The sequence below is a fragment of the Clostridiales bacterium genome, from assembly GCA_015243575.1.
In the GTDB taxonomy this organism is placed as follows: domain Bacteria; phylum Bacillota; class Clostridia; order Peptostreptococcales; family Anaerovoracaceae; genus Anoxybacterium; species Anoxybacterium hadale.
The window spans coordinates 2,372,239-2,390,279 of the sequence record CP042469.1; the positions used below are offsets into that span (position 1 = coordinate 2,372,239).

The 18,041-nt window shown below is 45.1% G+C and carries 14 protein-coding genes; 4 read left to right on the forward strand and 10 right to left on the reverse strand.

The annotated features are described in order from the left end of the window. The first annotated feature begins 7 nt into the window (after positions 1-7). A complete protein-coding gene (locus FRZ06_10455; GenBank protein QOX63736.1) occupies positions 8-1,129 on the forward strand; it encodes a uroporphyrinogen-III decarboxylase in 1,122 nt (373 codons plus the stop codon). Positions 1,130-1,239: 110 nt separating this feature from the next. On the opposite strand, the gene FRZ06_10460 is transcribed toward FRZ06_10455, so the two are convergent. After that, positions 1,240-2,388, reverse strand: a complete 1,149-nt coding sequence (locus FRZ06_10460) for a toxic anion resistance protein (protein ID QOX63737.1) — start codon at positions 2,386-2,388, stop codon at positions 1,240-1,242. Positions 2,389-2,528: 140 nt separating this feature from the next. Beyond that, positions 2,529-3,902, reverse strand: a complete 1,374-nt coding sequence (locus FRZ06_10465) for a hypothetical protein (protein QOX63738.1) — start codon at positions 3,900-3,902, stop codon at positions 2,529-2,531. Between the two features lie 307 nt (positions 3,903-4,209). On the opposite strand from FRZ06_10465, the gene FRZ06_10470 reads away from it, so the two are divergent. Further along, on the forward strand, positions 4,210-5,409 hold the full coding sequence (locus tag FRZ06_10470) for a transglutaminase domain-containing protein (GenBank protein QOX63739.1): 1,200 nt from the start codon (positions 4,210-4,212) through the stop codon (positions 5,407-5,409). 126 nt (positions 5,410-5,535) lie between these two features. Here the strand turns inward: FRZ06_10470 and FRZ06_10475 are convergent, their stop codons facing one another. From FRZ06_10475 to FRZ06_10490, 4 genes are all read right to left on the reverse strand, one after another. Next, the gene (locus FRZ06_10475) at positions 5,536-7,371 is read right to left on the reverse strand and encodes a copper oxidase (protein QOX65906.1); all 1,836 of its coding nucleotides are present in this window, start codon (positions 7,369-7,371) and stop codon (positions 5,536-5,538) included. 276 nt (positions 7,372-7,647) lie between these two features. Then, positions 7,648-7,878 carry a hypothetical protein gene (locus FRZ06_10480; protein QOX63740.1) on the reverse strand — a complete coding sequence of 77 codons (231 nt, stop codon included), beginning with the start codon at positions 7,876-7,878 and terminating at the stop codon, positions 7,648-7,650. Positions 7,879-7,895: 17 nt separating this feature from the next. Further along, on the reverse strand, positions 7,896-8,684 hold the full coding sequence (locus FRZ06_10485) for a hypothetical protein (protein ID QOX63741.1): 789 nt from the start codon (positions 8,682-8,684) through the stop codon (positions 7,896-7,898). A 193-nt stretch (positions 8,685-8,877) separates the two neighbouring features. Then, the gene (locus FRZ06_10490) at positions 8,878-9,555 is read right to left on the reverse strand and encodes an epoxyqueuosine reductase (GenBank protein ID QOX63742.1); all 678 of its coding nucleotides are present in this window, start codon (positions 9,553-9,555) and stop codon (positions 8,878-8,880) included. A 202-nt stretch (positions 9,556-9,757) separates the two neighbouring features. Here FRZ06_10490 and FRZ06_10495 point away from each other — a divergent pair, with 202 nt between their 5' ends. Beyond that, positions 9,758-10,945 carry an anaerobic nitric oxide reductase flavorubredoxin gene (locus tag FRZ06_10495; protein ID QOX63743.1) on the forward strand — a complete coding sequence of 396 codons (1,188 nt, stop codon included), beginning with the start codon at positions 9,758-9,760 and terminating at the stop codon, positions 10,943-10,945. Between the two features lie 167 nt (positions 10,946-11,112). Here FRZ06_10495 and FRZ06_10500 read toward each other — a convergent pair whose 3' ends face one another. The 4 genes from FRZ06_10500 to FRZ06_10515 all read right to left on the reverse strand — a co-directional run bounded on the left by FRZ06_10500 (position 11,113) and on the right by FRZ06_10515 (position 16,812). Then, a complete protein-coding gene (locus tag FRZ06_10500) occupies positions 11,113-13,086 on the reverse strand; it encodes an FAD-dependent oxidoreductase (GenBank protein QOX63744.1) in 1,974 nt (657 codons plus the stop codon). A gap of 126 nt (positions 13,087-13,212) precedes the next feature. Then, the gene (locus FRZ06_10505) at positions 13,213-13,770 is read right to left on the reverse strand and encodes a hypothetical protein (protein ID QOX63745.1); all 558 of its coding nucleotides are present in this window, start codon (positions 13,768-13,770) and stop codon (positions 13,213-13,215) included. A gap of 136 nt (positions 13,771-13,906) precedes the next feature. Beyond that, positions 13,907-14,473: a winged helix-turn-helix transcriptional regulator gene (locus FRZ06_10510; protein ID QOX63746.1), complete on the reverse strand. Its 567-nt coding sequence runs from the start codon at positions 14,471-14,473 to the stop codon at positions 13,907-13,909. 89 nt (positions 14,474-14,562) lie between these two features. Then, positions 14,563-16,812 carry a bifunctional metallophosphatase/5'-nucleotidase gene (locus tag FRZ06_10515; GenBank protein QOX63747.1) on the reverse strand — a complete coding sequence of 750 codons (2,250 nt, stop codon included), beginning with the start codon at positions 16,810-16,812 and terminating at the stop codon, positions 14,563-14,565. Positions 16,813-17,042: 230 nt separating this feature from the next. Between FRZ06_10515 and FRZ06_10520 the strand changes: the two genes are divergently transcribed. Continuing rightward, positions 17,043-17,981: an AEC family transporter gene (locus FRZ06_10520; protein QOX63748.1), complete on the forward strand. Its 939-nt coding sequence runs from the start codon at positions 17,043-17,045 to the stop codon at positions 17,979-17,981. The last annotated feature ends 60 nt before the right edge of the window (positions 17,982-18,041 follow it).

The window sequence follows — 18,041 nt, forward strand, 5'->3', positions numbered from 1 at the left end:
CTGTCTTATGAATCAGAACGTTTTTTCTCCGGAAGAAAGGCTGTATGCTGCCATTTCCCATCAGAAATCAGACAGGATTTCCTGTGCTCCCTTGATCGAAAGCTATGCGGCAAGATTTGCCGCCATATCAAATCACGACTTTCTCTACGACGAAGAAAAAGCTTTTGCCGCATTAGCAGCAATTAAGGCTGCATATCCCCTATGGGATATTCGTCGTTCAATTTATTTCATCCATCACGGCAGCCTCCAAAATAAAATCGGTCTTCTGAAAAGCAAAATGCCTGGCGTTGATCTTCCCGAAGACTATGAGTACCAGGTTGTAGAATATGAGGCCATGTCCAGAGAAGACTATAGAATCATAATTGACAAGGGATACAAAGAGTACATCCAAACCTTCTTTTTCAGGGCCTTCAGGACCTCAAAAGAGCAAATCGCCTTGGCAGAAGAGGATCTTCTGAATCTTCACCGAAAGGAAAAGGAAAGCGCTGAGGCCCTTGGTCAAGTTTACCTCTACGGTGCCCATATCAACTTTCCCGTGGCTTATTTCACCACGCTCCGATCTTTTCCCGAATTTATACGAGATACCTACAAAGCACCTGAACTTCTGTGCGAAGCAATTTCCATCGCAACCGATGACGCCATCGCAGAATGCATTGATCTTGTCGGCAAAACAGGAATTCCACGCGCCTTTGTGGGAATCAACCGGATCAGCAGCCAATTTTTTTCATATGGGGCCTTTGAAAAATTTGTCTGGCCCTATCTGGAGCGCTTTGTCCTAAAGCTCATTGAGCACGGTATCACACCAATCCTTCATCTCGATAATGACTGGACCAGAAACCTTGCCTATTTTCAAACCTTTCCACCTAATAAAATTATTTTGGAGCTGGACGGAAGCACTGATATTTTTCTTGCAAAGAAACTCCTGGGCGGCAGGATCTGTCTTCTTGGCGATGTTCCTGCTTCTCGCTTCGTTCTTGGAACACCGGAGGAAATCACCCGCATCTGTCAGAAGTTGCTCGGTGAGATCGGTTCTGACGGGGGATTTATCTTGAGCAGCGGGTGCACCCTTCCATACAATGCAAGACATGAGAATGTAGCTGCATTTTTTCATGCTCTTGAGAGCTTCTAAACAAAAAAGGACACGGCCGTACTTGAAGTTTCGGCCTTGTCCTTACTTAACTTATTTTATTTCATGCTCTGACCAGTCTTCCATCGCAAATCTTAAATCTGCTCATTTGATCAGTTTCTCATCTCCAGAAGCTTTTGCTTCAGCTCCCCTTCAATGCGTTTTAGTTCGGTTTCTGCCAGAGCCCTTTTCTGGCGCCCCTCTTCCTGAATCTTGGAGACTTCTTCCAGGGTGGAAATCAGGCTTTGATTCGTATTAACAAGGGTTTCAATATCCACGATTCCCCGCTCCGACTCCTTTGCCGTTTCAATGGTAGCCATTTTCAACGTAGCCGCATTTTTTCGAAGGAGCTCATTGGTCATGTCCGTCACCTGACGTTGTGACTCAGCTGCACTCTGGGAATTGGCAATTCCAAGAGCAAGGACCATTTGGCTCTTCCACAGTGGAATGGTATTGACCAGAGTGGACTGAATCTTGTCCGACATCAACGTGTCATTATTTTGAACGAGGCGAATTTGCGGTGCCATCTGAATCGAAATCATTCTCGTAAGCTCCAGATCATGAAGCTTCTTTTCAAAACGGTTGCAAAGGGCCGCCAAATCGTTTGCTGCCTGTGCATCTTCAGGAAGGCCGCTGGTCTGCGCCTTCGACTTCAGTTTTGGAAGTTCTGCGTTCAATACCTCATTTAGCTTTTTCTTTCCTGCCAGGATGTACATGGAAAGCTCTTTGAAATAGACCTTGTTCATGTCATACATCTTGTCAAGAAGTGCAATGTCTTTCAGCAGCTGTATCTGATGATTTTCTAAAATCGAACATATCTTTGTTACATTAACCTCTGCTTTGTCGTACTTGGTTTTTAGATTTGACAGCTTCCTGGAAGTCCTTTTAAAGATTCCGAGAAAGCCCTTTTCCTCTTCTTCTCCATCAAAATTCTTTAGCTCTGTTACGACGTTGGTCAGCAGTTCTCCCACTTCACCAAGATCCTTGGTTCTCACATTATTCAGCGCAGATTCTGAGAATTCTGCAATTTTCTTTTGCGCACCGGAACCATACTGTATGATGATGTTGGAATTGGAAAGCTCGATTTTCGAGGCAAAGTCATCTACTATTTTCTGTTCTTCGGGTGTCAGTGCAGGTTCTTCCACTGTCTGGACCTGCTTATCCTCGAAGGCTGCCGGAACAGCTGACGGCGGCTGAATTCCGTTCTCACCGAAAGGATCTAAAGTCAGAGTGGGCATCGTATCTTTCATCTCATCGCTCATAGTTCTATTTCCTCCTTTACAGAGCCAACCCCAGTCTATCAACCTTCGGTTAGTCTCAATGTGAATCAATATTTTTCTTACGTTCGTTCAATCTAAGGAAGCGGAATGAATCAGCGTTTCCCTAAGTAAAATGATTTTCATCAGTTCATTTTCGTATGAAAAGGATCTCCTGTCAGCCCTTCCTGCGCCAGGATCGTTTCCAGTGCGGAAATATCAGAGCTGACATCAAGAATATCAGCCTTCATTAGTTTGCGCAGTAGATTCTCATAAGCTTTGTTGATGGTATCAATAGTTCCTTTGATTTCCAGCTTGGTAGCTTCAATCTCAGATGCATTTGCACCATGGCGGTCAAACTTTTGATACGCATTGACCAGCTTTAGCGTTATGGGCATGTAATAGCACATAAACTTCCGAATTTCCGGCAGTTTTTCCGGATGCTGCTCTACATAGTCGAATATCTTTGTCGTAACCAGCTCCAGCTGATCCAGTTTGTCGGAGATTTCTACTTCTGGCAGCGCATCGTTGGCGGCTTTGATGGTTCTAATATAGTCTTTTCCCTCTTCGATGGTCTGTCTCAGTTCACTGCCGCCCTGGTGGTTTGCCCACCTCTCGTTCTCTCTTTTTTCCTCTTCACGCTGTTGTTCTGCGTATTTCATCGTTTTCAGATATTGCTCATATGTCTTGTAATCTGTCATGAGACACGTTTCCTGCTGATCCATATAGCCCTCGGAAAACAATCCGCCGCGTATCATCTTACGAATATCCTTAACCAGAAATTCAGGTTTCAGCCCGCTGGCTGCAGACAATTCTCTTATGGTGCAGTAGGTACGGCCATTCAAAACATTCTGGTAGAGGCGAAGCCTCTTAAAGCGTTTCTTTCGGCTTATGCCCCCGAAGATTAGGCCAAGGAAGCCAATCAATGGCACACACAGAGCAGCACTGGAGATTTCTGCCAATTGTGCACCGCCCATATAAGCTCCAGCGGCTGCAACGACAGGGATCAGCAGTCCTGTAAACGCTGTTCCAATAGAACCGAAAACAATCATCAATGTGCTGGGAACAGAGCTTGCCCCCCGATGCTTCCTATGGACTTTATATTGATAATGGTTGGGCTGATTATTTGGATGGCGGTTTGCCTGATCATTTGGTTGATGAGAAGACTGTCTCCATTCCTGCCTGGCATGTCTTTTTTGAGATCGCTGCTGCTGATATGGATGGTCCCTTCTCGCACTCCCCGCGTCCCTGGAAGCTCCATATGACCTGCTCGCACTTCCGGAAGCATTGGGCGCTTCATAAGACTGGCGCTCCTCTGCGGGAACATCCTTTGAAAGGGGCGGAAAATCTCCGCCAAAGGGCCCATTATAGAACGGCCCTCCTCCCATGCCGGGAATATTTCGCATGGTTTTGTTGATTGTATACTTTAAATCATAGAAATCCTGCTGGTTCAAAACCTTTTTTACGGTTTTGCTGATTTCCTCTCCTAAATCTATATAGTCATAATTGTCATTTTTCATGTTATCCTCCACCCCTGTATCAATCCTACCCCTGAAGTTAATTTGAATTTATTATACCATAAGTGCTGTATTATTTTGTATGAAATTTATTTAACGATTCACAGACGCTGTTTCGATACAACGATTTCAAAAATACCGCTCAGAACCAAGCGAGTGCATACCAAATTCTGTCTGGGTTTTTTAAGTTCTTTTCATGGTATAATAATACAGTATATCGAAGCAATAAACGGTTATTTTAATCAATTGAAGGACAAATTTAAAGAGGGCTTAATATGCCTCAGTCGATACAACGGAGAAAAGTGAGAATATGAATTCAACCAACGGCTTTAATTTAATAACGCTTTTGATGATCAGCATTTTCTTCATGCCGATAATCACAGGAATTTTGAATCCAATTTCAAAAAATCGCGTGATCAATTCCATCATGGCAATATTCAACAGCATGAAGTTTGTGCTTGGCACACTTCTTGCGTTCTATTTCATTGGGATCATCTTTTCGAGTACGAAAAATGGATTCCTTACATTTTTGGATCAGTCCATGCCTCCAGCGGCAGAATTTGTTGCCCGATATCAGCACGACATTGTTGCATACGTGATCACATTCTTTATTTTGATGTCAGTGCTGTTTTTCTTACTGGAACTCCTCGCGATACCCATTACGCGCCATGTACTGATTCCGCTGTCTCTCAGGCTTTCTACCCTGCTGGAAGCAAAGCGTCCAATCACCAGGCGCATTTTTGGAGGTTTGTGGCAGCTGCCCAGATCTGCTTTCATGATCTTCGTTCTTGCAATTTTGCTTAATTTTTATACCAATTTTATCAACAATCCCGATGCCGGAGAATATATCAATGCCTCAAAAGCATATCAAACGGTTCAAAAGACCATGCTGCAGCCGATTCTAAATGCCGAGCTGGTCAAAAGTGTTCCCACACTGGTAAGTGAAGCCTTTAAGAAAGCTGCTGAGGATTACACGCCCGCAAATTCTGACAGCACAGGAGACCCTAACTACTGGAAGCTTCCGGCAATCAAATATTTTAACGGGATGACCATAGACGAAGCAGTTCTTTCCAATACTGCCATCGACGAAACAGCCCAAAGAATCGTAGGGAATGAAACAGATGACAGAAAGAAAGCAGAGCTCCTTTACCACTGGGTACGGAAAAATATCAAATATGATCAAGCGAAGGCAGTCATCGTTCTAAAAAATCCTTCCAAGGTAAATTCCGGCTCCATTATCACATACCAGGAGCGAACCGGAGTCTGTTTTGACTACTCGTGCCTCTATGTTTCCATGTGCAGAGCCGTTGATATAAAAGTCCGGCTCGTTTCAGGACTTGGCTACAGTGGCACTGAGTGGGGTGAGCACGTCTGGAATCAGATTTACGATACTGCAGCTGAAAAGTGGATTAATGTAGATCCAACCTTTGGAAATTCAGGTTACAACTACTTCGACAATGATGATTTTTCCGACACCCATCGATATGATGTGGTTCAGGCAGAGTGGTAAACTTGATCATTTCTAGATAGAGTAAGTTACAGATTTTTATGTTGAACGGATTTTGGTCTAAAGAAAAAAGGCAGACTCCCTTGTTTGATCTTAAGCGAGAGAGTCCGCCTCTTTATATTGCTGCTTTTACGAAATTACCTCGTAAGGCCTCATCATCTCATTGTCCTCGTGGTCAATTATATGACAATGCCAAACGTATCCGGGACCCACAGAGGGATCAAAAGGATAAAGATTCTCTCCCGGGGACACAGCCCCTACCGGAACATCCTGCGGTGCAAACCTCACGAGGATGCGCGTCACCTGATTGGGATTCATCCGTACGGTATCCTTCCATCCCCTTTCATTCGGGTCTGGAGGAAGCGGAGGTCCCGTCAGATAAGGCTGGACCGGAAGCACTATCGTAGGATGGTCAAGAGGGGGAATCCCATTGAGTTCTTCCCACCTAATCTGATATTCCTCCATATTGAAATCCTGCCGGTTCAGAATCTGGAACTGAACCAGATGCAGATGGATGGGATGGGTATCCATGGTTAGGTTTGCAATGACCCATTCCTCTGTAGAACCAACTGCAGACCGTTCCGATAACGGAGCTGACCATTTTTGCCCGTTCAAAAGAATGATTACCGGCCCATTTGGTCCTAGCACCTCGTTCAAGGTCAACGTTCTATGAGGAGAGTCCTGTCTAAGCCGCTGAATGTGATTCAGCCGGTCAGGAAGCCTAGGCGGCCTCACCGGAGGAGGTGAATCATCCGGCACAGTAAACTGCATGATCTGCCCTACTGTATCCGGATCCGGTTCATCACCATCAGGAAAAGGTGCATTGGCATCATTCATCATGACAATACGCGTTCCCGGACGAACATCTGAAAAATCGATTAAGAGATCAGCTCGTTCAGCCGGTGCAAGCAACAGAGAATTCAATTCCACCGGAACATTCAGGTAGCCGCCGTCTGTTCCTATTTGAACAAAATTCATACCGTTGGACAGTCTCAAGTGGTAGAACCGAGCATTGGAACCATTTAGTACCCGGAAGCGATACTGCCTTCTCTCAACATTAAGATTCGGCCACACCTTACCGTTGACCATAATGGTATCTCCAAAAAACTCCGGCACCCAATAAGGATGAATTTCCGGGTTATCTCCCTCTGTGGGGAAGAACAGCGAGCCATCTTCATTGAAGGACCGATCCTGAATTGCGATTGGGATATCATACGGCCCCTCTGGAAGGTTGAATTTTGCCCGGAAGCAAGTATCTCCTTCCCGAATCAGGTAAAAACCCGAAAGGCCTGCGTACACGTTGAGTCTGGTAATTCCGAGAGCATGGTCATGATACCATAGAGTCGTTGGCTCCTGCCGATTGGGATAATAATAGAGTGTTGAAACATAAGCCGGACCCTTTTTTCCTCCGGCAGTAAACCATGCATCAGGATGGCCATCATAAAGAGAGGACACCTCACCTCCGTGCAGATGTGTTACCACAGGAATCGGAGCCTGTGCCTCTCCGAATCCAGGCGGAAACGGAGGCCATGGCTTGGGCGGATCCATCGGCATATCATTGGGATTCGCCCAGTGCAGGGTAGGATCTACTGCGAAGGGATGCGCTCCCACCAGCTGGCTTTGCCATTTGATCAAAACAGCAATCCCCCTGATTGTTTGGAAAGTCGGACCGGGAGAGCTTTGTACATAGACCTGTTTTCCGCTTTCCTGATCAATGACAACGCCCCCATACCCCCAGACCTTTGTCATGGGCATTCCTTCCGGCAGTATTTGCTCCTCAAACTCGCAGAGATCTACGAAATAAAGGTGTTGTTCTTCCATACAGAACTGACCGTTGTTTTTTACCTTATTGTAAACGATAAACGGCTTATATACCGGAGGCTTCACAAGCTGATTGACAAATTTGGGTATCGAAGCCGGATCAAGCGTTTTATATTTTACGGGGTGTTCCTTATGATGATTCATATCAAGTGCTGAAACCACATTCCGTCTCTCTGAGGATACGGAATCCACTGCCTTAGGCCTTCGGCTCAGCATAAACCTCCTGAACTTAAATAACAGCTTCAGTCCATGGAAGCGGATCACCCCGAAAAGATAGCTTAACATTTTAATTGCCTCCTTCAAGCATTTGCATATTATAGTATGACAATTGACCAAGGAGGTTGACTTTTGTCTGACTTAACTACGCTGGGTTGTTGTGAATAAAACATTAAAAAAGCCTGCTTTTGAATCAGCAGGCCTTTATAATGTCTCCGGGACACCTTTATTCAGCAGTTTTTCAGAACTGAGGTTTTCCAGTTTGCAGGTTTCCGGGTAATAAAGTTCTTCTTTCCTGGTTGTCGCATTAAACACCTTGATGGGTTTATTCTGGCAGATTGTCTTGATCAGCGAGTCGGTCATATCTTCCAGGTAAAATTGATACGGCTTTACAAATTTAATTTCAACCGATCTTTTTTTGAAAATAGATTTCATTCTTAAGCTCCTCTTTCTCAATCGAATAAGTACACTATTTCATGACCCATACTCATTATAAATCCATTTAGAATACAAAACAATTCATATTTATTGGTTTCATCGTTCAAAACGATAGGTTCACAGCTGTCCAGTGTAAGGATTGCTGTGATATGGTTCGATTTATCTATGATCGGGATACAGATGCCAAAATCAACTAAACTGAGCACTTGTTTTTGATATTCGTCGAAATTATAATCATTTAGTTGAGTTTTGAGCCTGTCACCGTATACCATTTCCTTTCTTGCAAAGCATAATCCCACCAAACCCTGTTCCGCCGGGTAAACGGAAAGCTCCAATCCATTTCGGATACTTCCATTATATCCATGAATATTCTTTAAGGTAAATTTTATTCCAATCTCTACGTTTATTTTTGACAAAAGGATTGCAAGCCAGTACAAATATTTATTTTTCGGAACGAAAATTCTGATATTGAGCTCAGATTTATCTACATGTATTTTGGCTTCCACTGCATTGATCAATATATCTCTAATATATGAAATTAGAACCTGTTTGCTCTCAACATGCCTGTCATTTTTTATATTGTTCAAAATATATAGTATGCCCAGCGGAAGCATTGTCAGTGCAATTCCAACCAAAGTCAGATAATCCTTTACGATCGATATTGGTATGTGTTCGAACATCGGCAGTTCGTTGATATGCCAGCTGACCCATATCTCATCTGTTACATAAGCTTGACCTAGAAAAGAAAATAAAACCGGTGCGGATATCAACAAAAAGAATTTTATGAAATGCTTGACCGTCATAATAACCCCTCTTTTCGATATTCCCGTTATAGCGACGTCATTGGCCCCGATATTGAAGGTCTGAACGCCGTTTCTGTTTCTAACAGTGCGGACACTATCATTTGGAACTATTATAACATATTACTAAATAAAGGTAATATAACAATTTTCTTAAATTTTTTCTTTCAGCACTCCACCAGATAAGGTAATAACATTACCTTATCGCACTTTCATTGATCGGGCAGACGGTTCTGCACCGATTGCAATCCACGGTATCAAACCCTCGTTCCGTCTTTCCGTATGTATTCACCCTGCAAAGCTTTTGATCAATGCTGCCACTATGAATCGCATCCACAGGACATGCCTCAATGCAAAGGCGGCACTCCGGTGCGCAGCAGCTCTTTGGGATGGGGTCGGACAACAAGTCCAGATTCGTCAGAATTGCACCCAAAGTGAGCAGATTGCCCAGCTTCTCATTCATCAGCAAAGTATTTTTCCCTAAAGAACCTAATCCTGCTTTTATCCCGATATGCTTCATGGAAAGAAGCCCTCTCCCCTCCATGTTATCACGGTCCCAATATTCATAGGGTGTATTGCAGGGAATAGGAACCGCAATGCAGGAAAATTCCTGCTCAATCTTCTTTGCTGATAAAAATGCAATTAGATCCGTCTCAGGACAGCTCATTTCATTATAGTATCCGTACACCAGCCGTGGTTCCACCTTCCCAAGTCCCTTCGGCAATCCAACAGCAAATGATATCACAGAAAGGCATTCTGAGAAAATGTCTCGTGGGTGAAAGCCCTTAGGTGCCTTATCAAATCGATCAATATTTGCAAAACAACATAGATCTGCTCCATGGGACAATACCAATTCCCTGATTTTCTCTTTCAATACGATCCCCCCTTATTCCTTACTAATATTTATAGGTTCATTTATTTATAAGCTATTTTATTCTCTTGTCATCACTGTTGCAATATTTTTTCGTAAGTCGAAAGAATTCTTACTCCTGTTTGAAATCCAGAAAACTGGTAAAATTACTATATAGTAAGATTATAAAGCATTTTTCTATATGTAAGATAGCAGGAGGCATATTATGAGTAAAAAACTAACCGAAAAGGTAAGCTGGGTCGGAAAGACAGATTGGGAGCTTACGCGATTTCACGGTGACGAATATTCCACCCACAGGGGTTCTTCGTATAATTCGTACCTTGTAAGGGACAAGAAAACCGCATTGATTGATACCGTTTGGAAGTCCTTCGATGCAGAATTTGTGCAAGGTCTGAAGCAGGAGATCGATTTAAAACAGATTGATTACATTATCTGCAATCATAGTGAAATTGATCACAGTGGTGCGCTGGCTGAATTGATGAGAGAGATACCGGAAACGCCCATCTACTGCACGGCCAACGGGGAAAAGATTCTCAGAGGTCATTATCATAAGGATTGGAACTATGTAACTGTGAAAACCGGAGACAGTCTTGATCTGGGTGACAGCAAGCTGATCTTCGTAGAAGCCAAAATGCTCCATTGGCCAGATTCCATGTTTACTTATCTGACTGGTGATGAGATTCTGTTCAGCAACGATGCTTTCGGGCAGCACTTCGCATCGGAATCACTTTATAACAATACTGTGGATCAGGCAGAACTACTGTCAGAGGCACTAAAATATTATGCTAATATTCTCACACCCTTTAGTACCCTTGTTACGAAAAAAATTAATGAAGTGCTGGCGCTGAATCTACCGGTGAACATGATTTGCCCGAGCCATGGTGTCATCTGGCGGGATGATCCGCTACAGATTGTTCATAACTACGTCAAATGGGCCAACAATTATCAGGAAAATCAGATCGTTTTGGTCTATGATACCATGTGGAACTCGACCCGGAAAATGGCAGAAGCCATCGCTGCAGGTATTTTACAGGCAGATCCCTCGGTGACGGTAAAGCTGATGAATGCTGCGAAAGAGGACAAGAACGACATCATCACTGAGATCTTCCGGTCAAAAGCGGTTCTCATCGGCTCCTCAACAATCAACAACGGCTATCTCTTTTCCATTGGAGGCCTGCTGGAAATGATAAAGGGGTTGAAGTTTAAGAATAAAAAAGCTGCTGCGTTTGGCAGCTATGGCTGGAGTGGTGAAGCAGTGGCTCAGCTGACAACAGCACTGTCAGAGTCAGGCTTTGCCATCGTAAATGAAGGCCATCGTGCTCTATGGATTCCCGATGAAGCTGCATTGTCGGCCTGCAGCGAATATGGCCAACAATTCATTCAGGCACTTTAATCTGCAGAGATAACAGTTCCAAACCATATTACGAAAAAACAGGGAGATGCCTCAGCAAAGAGACGCCTCCCTATTTTAATTCTGTATCAGAATATTTCCCTTACAAATTTTCGTAGCCGCACTGAACCCTTCAAGCAGGTCCTTAACAGCAACGAGATCGTCCTAGCTTAAAGGATGTCCATCGCAGCACAGAAACCCTCATAGGTCGCCTGCTTGACCGTGCGCGCTTTTTTTGCATCTCCCGTAACGATAAACCAGGAAGTACTTCCTTTCAGAGAATTCACAATGTCATCATTGGCGCGGCTGCCGCAGGCGTAAATAACAGTATCTGCCTCAGCAAGCTGCTCTCTGCCTTCTTGATCCGTAAACACGACGCCCTGATCCGTGATTTCTTTGACAGTGATACTGCAATCCCAGGTCATTCCCGCCTTTTTCATGCGAGGGATCAGCGCTCTTCGCTGAGAGTCATTGGAATCCTTACAGATATCATCTCTCATTTCCAGAATGTGAACCTGGGTACCACACTGCTCCGCAAAGAAATACCCCGATTCACAGCCAATGGCTCCGCCTCCAATGAGCACAGTCTTCGCCCCCAGCAAAGACAGGTTCCGATAGATATCCACCGCGTAAGCCGCTTTTTCGATTCTCTTGATGGATGGGACGAACGGTTTTGCTCCCACTGCACAGATGACTGCATCCGGTTCCATCTTCCTGATGAATTCCGTGGTAACCGTTGTACCCAGAAGAAGGTTGACACCTGTGAATCGGCAGCGGGCTTCCAGCGAGTCACGGTACCGCTTCAAAGATTCTTTGTGATAATCCACATCGGTAAACCAAAGCTGCCCGCCAAGTTGATCCTCTTTTTCACACAAGGTCACCTCATGTCCTCGCTCGGCAGCAGTCAGCGCTGCGTACATACCGGAAACGCCTCCTCCGATGACAAGTACCCTTCTTCTTCCTTTCGGCAACGGTGCCTGCCTCCATCGCAGTTCTCTGGATGCCCATGGATTGACGGCACAGTGCCAGAGTTCAGGAATAGGCCGTTCCCCCGGATTCGCAGCCAGTGGATTAAAACAGGAACACCTGAGGCAGGGTGCGATCTGATCTGCGCGTCCTGTCATCGCTTTATTGCAGAACTCAGGATCAGCAAACTGCTGACGCCCTAAGGCTACAAAGTCACACTTTCCGGAAGCAAGAGCCTCTTCAATTTGCCCAGGGTCATTAAAGCCTCCTACTGCCACAACAGGAATGCGCACTGCAGCCTTAACAGCAGCAGCAAGATCGAGGTTGCAGCCATGCTCGTCAAACATGGAGGAAAACGCTTTGGTCTCTACATGTGAATGATAGACACCGCTTGTCACGTGGATCATGTCTACATAGTCCTGAATGATCCTGCAAAACTCGATGCAATCCTCCAGTGTCATTCCGCCTTCCATACGTTCAGATCCGGATACGCGATACTCAATGAGAAAGTCATCTCCGCAAAGCTCACGAATTTTTTTACAGACCATAATGGGAAAACGCGCACGGTTTTCCATGGTTCCGCCATATTCATCATTTCTACGATTCATGAGCGGAGAGAGGAACTGAGAAAGCAGCCAGCCGTGGCCACCATGCAGCATGACCATGTTAAATCCAAGTGCCTTACAGTTCCAGCTGGCTTCTGCATAGTTTGAAGCCACGCGTTCCATCATATCCACCGACATTTCATCGACCTGTACGCCGTCTTCCCGCAGGAAAGCAGAAGGACCGATGGGATTTTTATGATCCATCACACTGTCAGGATGATTGACTGCACCCACGTGATTCAATTGTATCGAGGCAACGGCTCCATGGGCTTTGATCGCCTCAGTAAGGGTCATGATGCTTTCCATATGGTACGTTGTCATATTCTTTTCATGAACGTTCAGGCCGTGTTCATGGCGGGCAGAATATTCTGCGTCAATAAAAGACTCGGTAAGGGTTACCTGAGCAAAACCACCTCTAGCCTTGGTTTCATAGACGTCGATTCCTTCCGGTGTGGGATAGCCGTGATCTACAATTCGGTTGGTGGTAATCGGTGATGCGAGAACCCGATTTTTAAAGGTGATTCCTTTGATGGAATACGGGGAAAACACATGGGGATACGTATTGTTATTCATAATGAAAATGCTCCTTTGTGTAAATGAAATGTTCAAAATGGATTGAGCGGCAGGGCACTGCAACACAGCCCATTTCAAGTTCTGTTGATCCTCAGAGCAGACTTGCGTCCACCGTGAGGGTTATTGTTAACCCAAGGCAGGGAAAAAGGTCAGCATGACCGTAACCACGATGGCTGCAATGCAGCCCCAAACCACTTCTGCCCGAAACACGGAGCTATAGCCCTCTTTGTGGGACAATCCCGCCATTCCAAGCATGATGATAATTGCTCCCTGAAAGGGTAACAAATCCAGCGTTTGGGTTGCCATTGAAGCAACTCGATGCATAGCTTCCGGCGATACATTTGTCATCGTCCCTGCCAAAATTGGCAGAATAATTTGAAGTCCTGCCGGCGGTGACCCTGTGATGGCAACAATTAATCCCGTTGAAATCAACACGATGAAAAGTGCTGGTACTGGAAGGTTCGTCACGCCATCAATAATGGTCTGGAAAACCGGTGCTGATTGTACAACGGCTGCAAAGCCAACCATGATTGCCAGCATAGCCATTGCTTCTGCGGCAGCTCTGCCACCTTCATTTAATGTATTGATCAGTGCTCTAGTAATATGAGTATATCCCTGGCCTGATCCGGTGTAAATTACGTACCGTTTCCTCGTAAGCTGTAAATCTTGCTGGCAGCTTACCAAAAGGATAGTTTCCGGCAGTACGGTTAGGAGAGGCATTAAATAGGTCAATAAAAAAAGAGAGCCAAGTGCATTGCTGCACTCAGCTCCCTATTTTTACTGCCTTTTATTCATCGTATCTCATATTAATTCTTTGATTCTATTTTTTAAATGGATTTCGCATCAGTGCTTCATCTTTCTCTCTGTATCCGTGCCACATCTCACCCAGCGGGTCAATTTCCAAATCAAGCTCTTTCATCCGCTTCCATCCCCATTGGTACATCAGATCAAGGAGCGGCATGAGGCTTTCACCTGCTTCCGTCAGAGTATATTCCACCCGCACCGGTACTTCCGGATAGACGTTGCGCTGAATCAATCCGTCTGAAACCAATTCTCTCAGAGTGGTGGTAAGCACTTTTTCCGAGATGGGCAGCTGTTTTGTAAATCGATTGAATCTGGTTGCTCCGTCAAAGGCAATTCCGCGGATAATGCAGAATTTCCACCGATTGCAGAAAGTGTTGATGACGTAGTTATAGGGGTCATTTTCAAAGTTATAATAGATATTCTCTTTTATCCCGCCTTTTTCCACAAGGAAACTCTCCTTTTCAACCGAGCTTTCATAGCACACGCTGCCAAACAGACACCATAATGAAATAATTATATCCAAGGACAGGCTGGTCCGCAAGGGTAACCCCAACTTTCTCCTTATGCAATTTATGCATTGCACTTGTTAAAGTGAAAAAGGCATCGATATCAACTACCGATGCCTTTAAGCCTAATGCTTGAAAGGAGGAGTGCTAAGTTCACAATCCCCCATTAATTTCTGCTGCTGACGAACCGCTCCAGAATAGTGGCAACTTCTGCACGGGTTGCATTTCCTGCAGGGTTCAGCTTGCCGCTCGTATCACCAGAAAGCAAGCCACTGCCTACCGCCCACTTCATCGCATCTGCTGCCCAAGTTGAGACCGCTCCACTGTCAGGATACTTGGTCAAATCTCCTGTTGACTGCTGAGGTGCAGCGTACCGATATAAAATCGCTGCCAGCTGTTCCCGGCTGATATTATTTTCCGGCAGGAAACCTCCGCCGGTGCCTGTCACAACACCTTTTTCTGCTGCCCATGCAACAGCGTTAGCGTAGTATTTATCTGCTTTGACATCTGCGAAGGACTTTGTTGCACCCTGTGGTGATCCTTCAAGCCGATACAGCACTGTAACCAGCATCCCTCTGGTCATTGCAGCATTTGGTGAGAAGGTATCCTGAGTTGTTCCAGAGAAAAGTCCCTTCTCTACAACAAAACCAACCGATTTGGCTGCCCAGTGATTCGCTGTATCAGCAAAAGCAGCGGTTGCTTTTTCCACCTTGACACGACCCTGTCCGTAAGGATCAGAATACTCTTTCCCTACCGTACCCTTTAGTTCATCCTGAATGTAGCTGATCAATATCTGATTGTCCAGCAAAACAGGCTGTACCACAATTTTATTATCCCGGAACATATTGATTCCGTCTCCACCGTCAAGCAGCATATAGTTGTGGGAAGCCAGCGTATAGGTTTTCTTTGCATCAATTGTCTCGTTCCCTACCTTTACGTCCTTGACACGACGAGCGCCGGAAATTTCAACAAAATTCTTTTTATCATCTACCACAACCGATGATTTTACATTGGTATCAATGGTGTAAGTTAAGCCCGAAACCTGTAAAAAACCTCCGTTTTCATCAGGCGTGACGCGAGCGGCCATTTCCAGCGCATCCAGAATCTCCTGTCCCGTTGCTTCAACGACACAGCCTACATTATTGAATGGATGTACTGAAATGACTTCACCAAAAGTGATATCGCCGGCATCAATGCTGGCCCGTACACCGCCGCCGTTTACAAAGGCAATATCCGCAGGTCCACTGTCCGCGCCTGACTTGCCGTTTCCAAGTACAAACCGGTATGCATCCGCAGCGAGATCCCCTAGATTGGTCTCAGCGCTTCGAACAATTCGTTTTCCTGTATTGGGATCATTGATGGTCAATTCCACCTCGGTTTTTCCAACCTTTGCCGCAAGATCATCCGAGAAATCTTTTTCGATGTTTGCAATAAAGTCTGCCGTTTCCTTGTCCTGACCTTTATAACCGTTAATCAGCTCAGTTGTAATTTCGCCGTCTGCTTTAATGACCATACGGCCGATGGAAGCCAGCTTGGTTCCTGTTTGTGTCAGAAGGACGTTTTCTCCGGACTTATTCTTTACCGCATCACCTGGGACAGTGCTATGAGAATGTCCGTCTATGAAGACATTGATTCCTGTTGTATTCGCAATCACGTCGGTAGAGCACCATGGGCTTGACTGTGAATCAATTCCCAGATGGCCGATGGCAACAATGTAGTCCGCTCCAGCCGTTTTTGCTGCGTCCACTGCAGTCTGAACGGCACGATACAATTCCTGTCCTTTATCTCCTTCTTTGAATCCATAGATGAATTTGCCGCTTGCATCCTGGAAGTATGCAGGGGTGGATTTCGTGAAGGATTCCGGTGTCGTGATACCCACATACGCGACCTTTACAGCTTTATCGCCTTCTCCGTAGCTGATCATCGTATAGGGATCATAGACCAGCTTGCCCGCTTTCAGGTCCGTAAAGTTGCTGGAAACAACCTTTGCTTTCAGGTTTTTCATCAATTCCAGCATGCGATCCATCCCGTAATCAAATTCATGATTTCCCGGTACAAACACATCGTAGCCAACCTTGTTGATAATGTCTACGAGATACTGGCCCTGAGACAGAGTCCCGATAGCATCCCCTTGAACCGCATCCCCCGCATCCGCAAGTGTTACAAAGTTGTCTCCAACCAACTCTTCCATGGCCTTCTTATAGGCTGCTACACCTGCGTAGCCAATGTTTGTAACAACTTCGTCGGTAATTTTCTGATCCACTCCACAATGAACGTCATTGGTGTAGAGAATGACAATATCACCAGGGACTGGTTCGTTTCCTGCTGCAAAGGCAGTAATTCCTCCAGGCAGCAGACCGAACGCCAAAATCAGTGTCAGTGACCAGGCAATAATGAATCGACCAACTTTTTTCATGAATACACCTCCGATTTAAGTTAGAATCTGCGGGCAAATCGCTCCGCTTTTAATTATTATAACACTTGTCCCCAAGTCATTCTACCAAGTTTTGTAAAAATTGCTTTAAACAATACATTATATCCTCGTGCTTCCATCCAAATGAATGACTTACTTTTAAACAAGCCCTTGACGAACTGGGAGAATTGAAATATAAAGGAATAAGTAACGTTTCTGGAAAGGTAAGTCATATGAATAATTTGTTAATTTCCTTTAATGCAGTTGCCCCTATGTTTCTTTGGATGCTTCTTGGATACACCACTCGTCTCAAAGGGATTCTGGACCAACACTCTCAACGCCAGCTAAATCGTTTGGTGTTCCAGGTGTTTATGCCTGCTTTACTTTTTTACAATATTTACAAGACAGATCTTCACATATCCGTTCAACCGAGGCTTATGCTCTTTGTTCTGGTGGAAATCATTCTGATGTGGCTTCTTGCCCTGGCAGTGGGTATAAAGGCTGACCCACGCCCTCAAAAACGTGGTGCTTTGATCCAAGGCATGTTTCGCAGCAATTTTATACTTTTCGGCCTGCCCGTGATCGTCAGTCTCTTCGGCACCTCCGGTACCGGGGTTACAAGCATGCTGATCGCTGTTGTAATCCCCCTATACAATATCCTTTCGGTAATCACTCTGGAAGTTTTCCGAAACTGCAGAATTTCTGTGAGAGTCATCCTTACCGGTATCTTAAAGAATCCTCTGATTATCGCTTCGCTCGTCGGGGCTTCCTTCCTCTTTTTTCAAATTCAGCTGCCCCAGTTTCTGGAAAGCTCTGTATCAGGACTGGCCAATATTGCAACCTCTCTGGCCCTTGTGGTCATGGGCGCGGGGTTTCAAATCACACTGATAAAAGAAAATTATAGAAACCTGATGCTCGCCGTTCTGATGAAGCTGTTTCTGATTCCCCTCATTTTTGTCTCCTCTGCAATTGCTGCAGGATATCGGGGAGTTGCGCTTGCTGCGATCATGATCCTGTTCTCTGCGCCTACTGCAGTATCCTCATTTCCCATGGCCGCACAGATGGAAAGTGACAGCGACCTGGCATCAGAAATCATTGCGTTTACAACCCTGATTTCCTGTGCTACCATCTTTACCTGGATCTTTTTCTTAAAGCAATGGGGTCTCATATAACTCAGGCAGAGCATGGTTCGATGTACATATCGACTGTTTTTTCTCATATATATTAAGGAG

Excerpts from the sequence above, each read along its gene's own strand:
- FRZ06_10455 (QOX63736.1), top strand. The coding sequence starts at position 8 with ATGAATCAGAACGTTTTTTCTCCGGAAGAAAGGCTGTATGCTGCCATT.
- FRZ06_10460 (QOX63737.1), bottom strand. The coding sequence starts at position 2,388 with ATGAGCGATGAGATGAAAGATACGATGCCCACTCTGACTTTAGATCCT.
- FRZ06_10465 (QOX63738.1), bottom strand. The coding sequence starts at position 3,902 with ATGAAAAATGACAATTATGACTATATAGATTTAGGAGAGGAAATCAGC.
- FRZ06_10470 (QOX63739.1), top strand. The coding sequence starts at position 4,210 with ATGAATTCAACCAACGGCTTTAATTTAATAACGCTTTTGATGATCAGC.
- FRZ06_10475 (QOX65906.1), bottom strand. The coding sequence starts at position 7,371 with ATGAATCATCATAAGGAACACCCCGTAAAATATAAAACGCTTGATCCG.
- FRZ06_10480 (QOX63740.1), bottom strand. The coding sequence starts at position 7,878 with ATGAAATCTATTTTCAAAAAAAGATCGGTTGAAATTAAATTTGTAAAG.
- FRZ06_10485 (QOX63741.1), bottom strand. The coding sequence starts at position 8,684 with ATGACGGTCAAGCATTTCATAAAATTCTTTTTGTTGATATCCGCACCG.
- FRZ06_10495 (QOX63743.1), top strand. The coding sequence starts at position 9,758 with ATGAGTAAAAAACTAACCGAAAAGGTAAGCTGGGTCGGAAAGACAGAT.
- FRZ06_10500 (QOX63744.1), bottom strand. The coding sequence starts at position 13,086 with ATGAATAACAATACGTATCCCCATGTGTTTTCCCCGTATTCCATCAAA.
- FRZ06_10515 (QOX63747.1), bottom strand. The coding sequence starts at position 16,812 with ATGAAAAAAGTTGGTCGATTCATTATTGCCTGGTCACTGACACTGATT.
- FRZ06_10520 (QOX63748.1), top strand. The coding sequence starts at position 17,043 with ATGAATAATTTGTTAATTTCCTTTAATGCAGTTGCCCCTATGTTTCTT.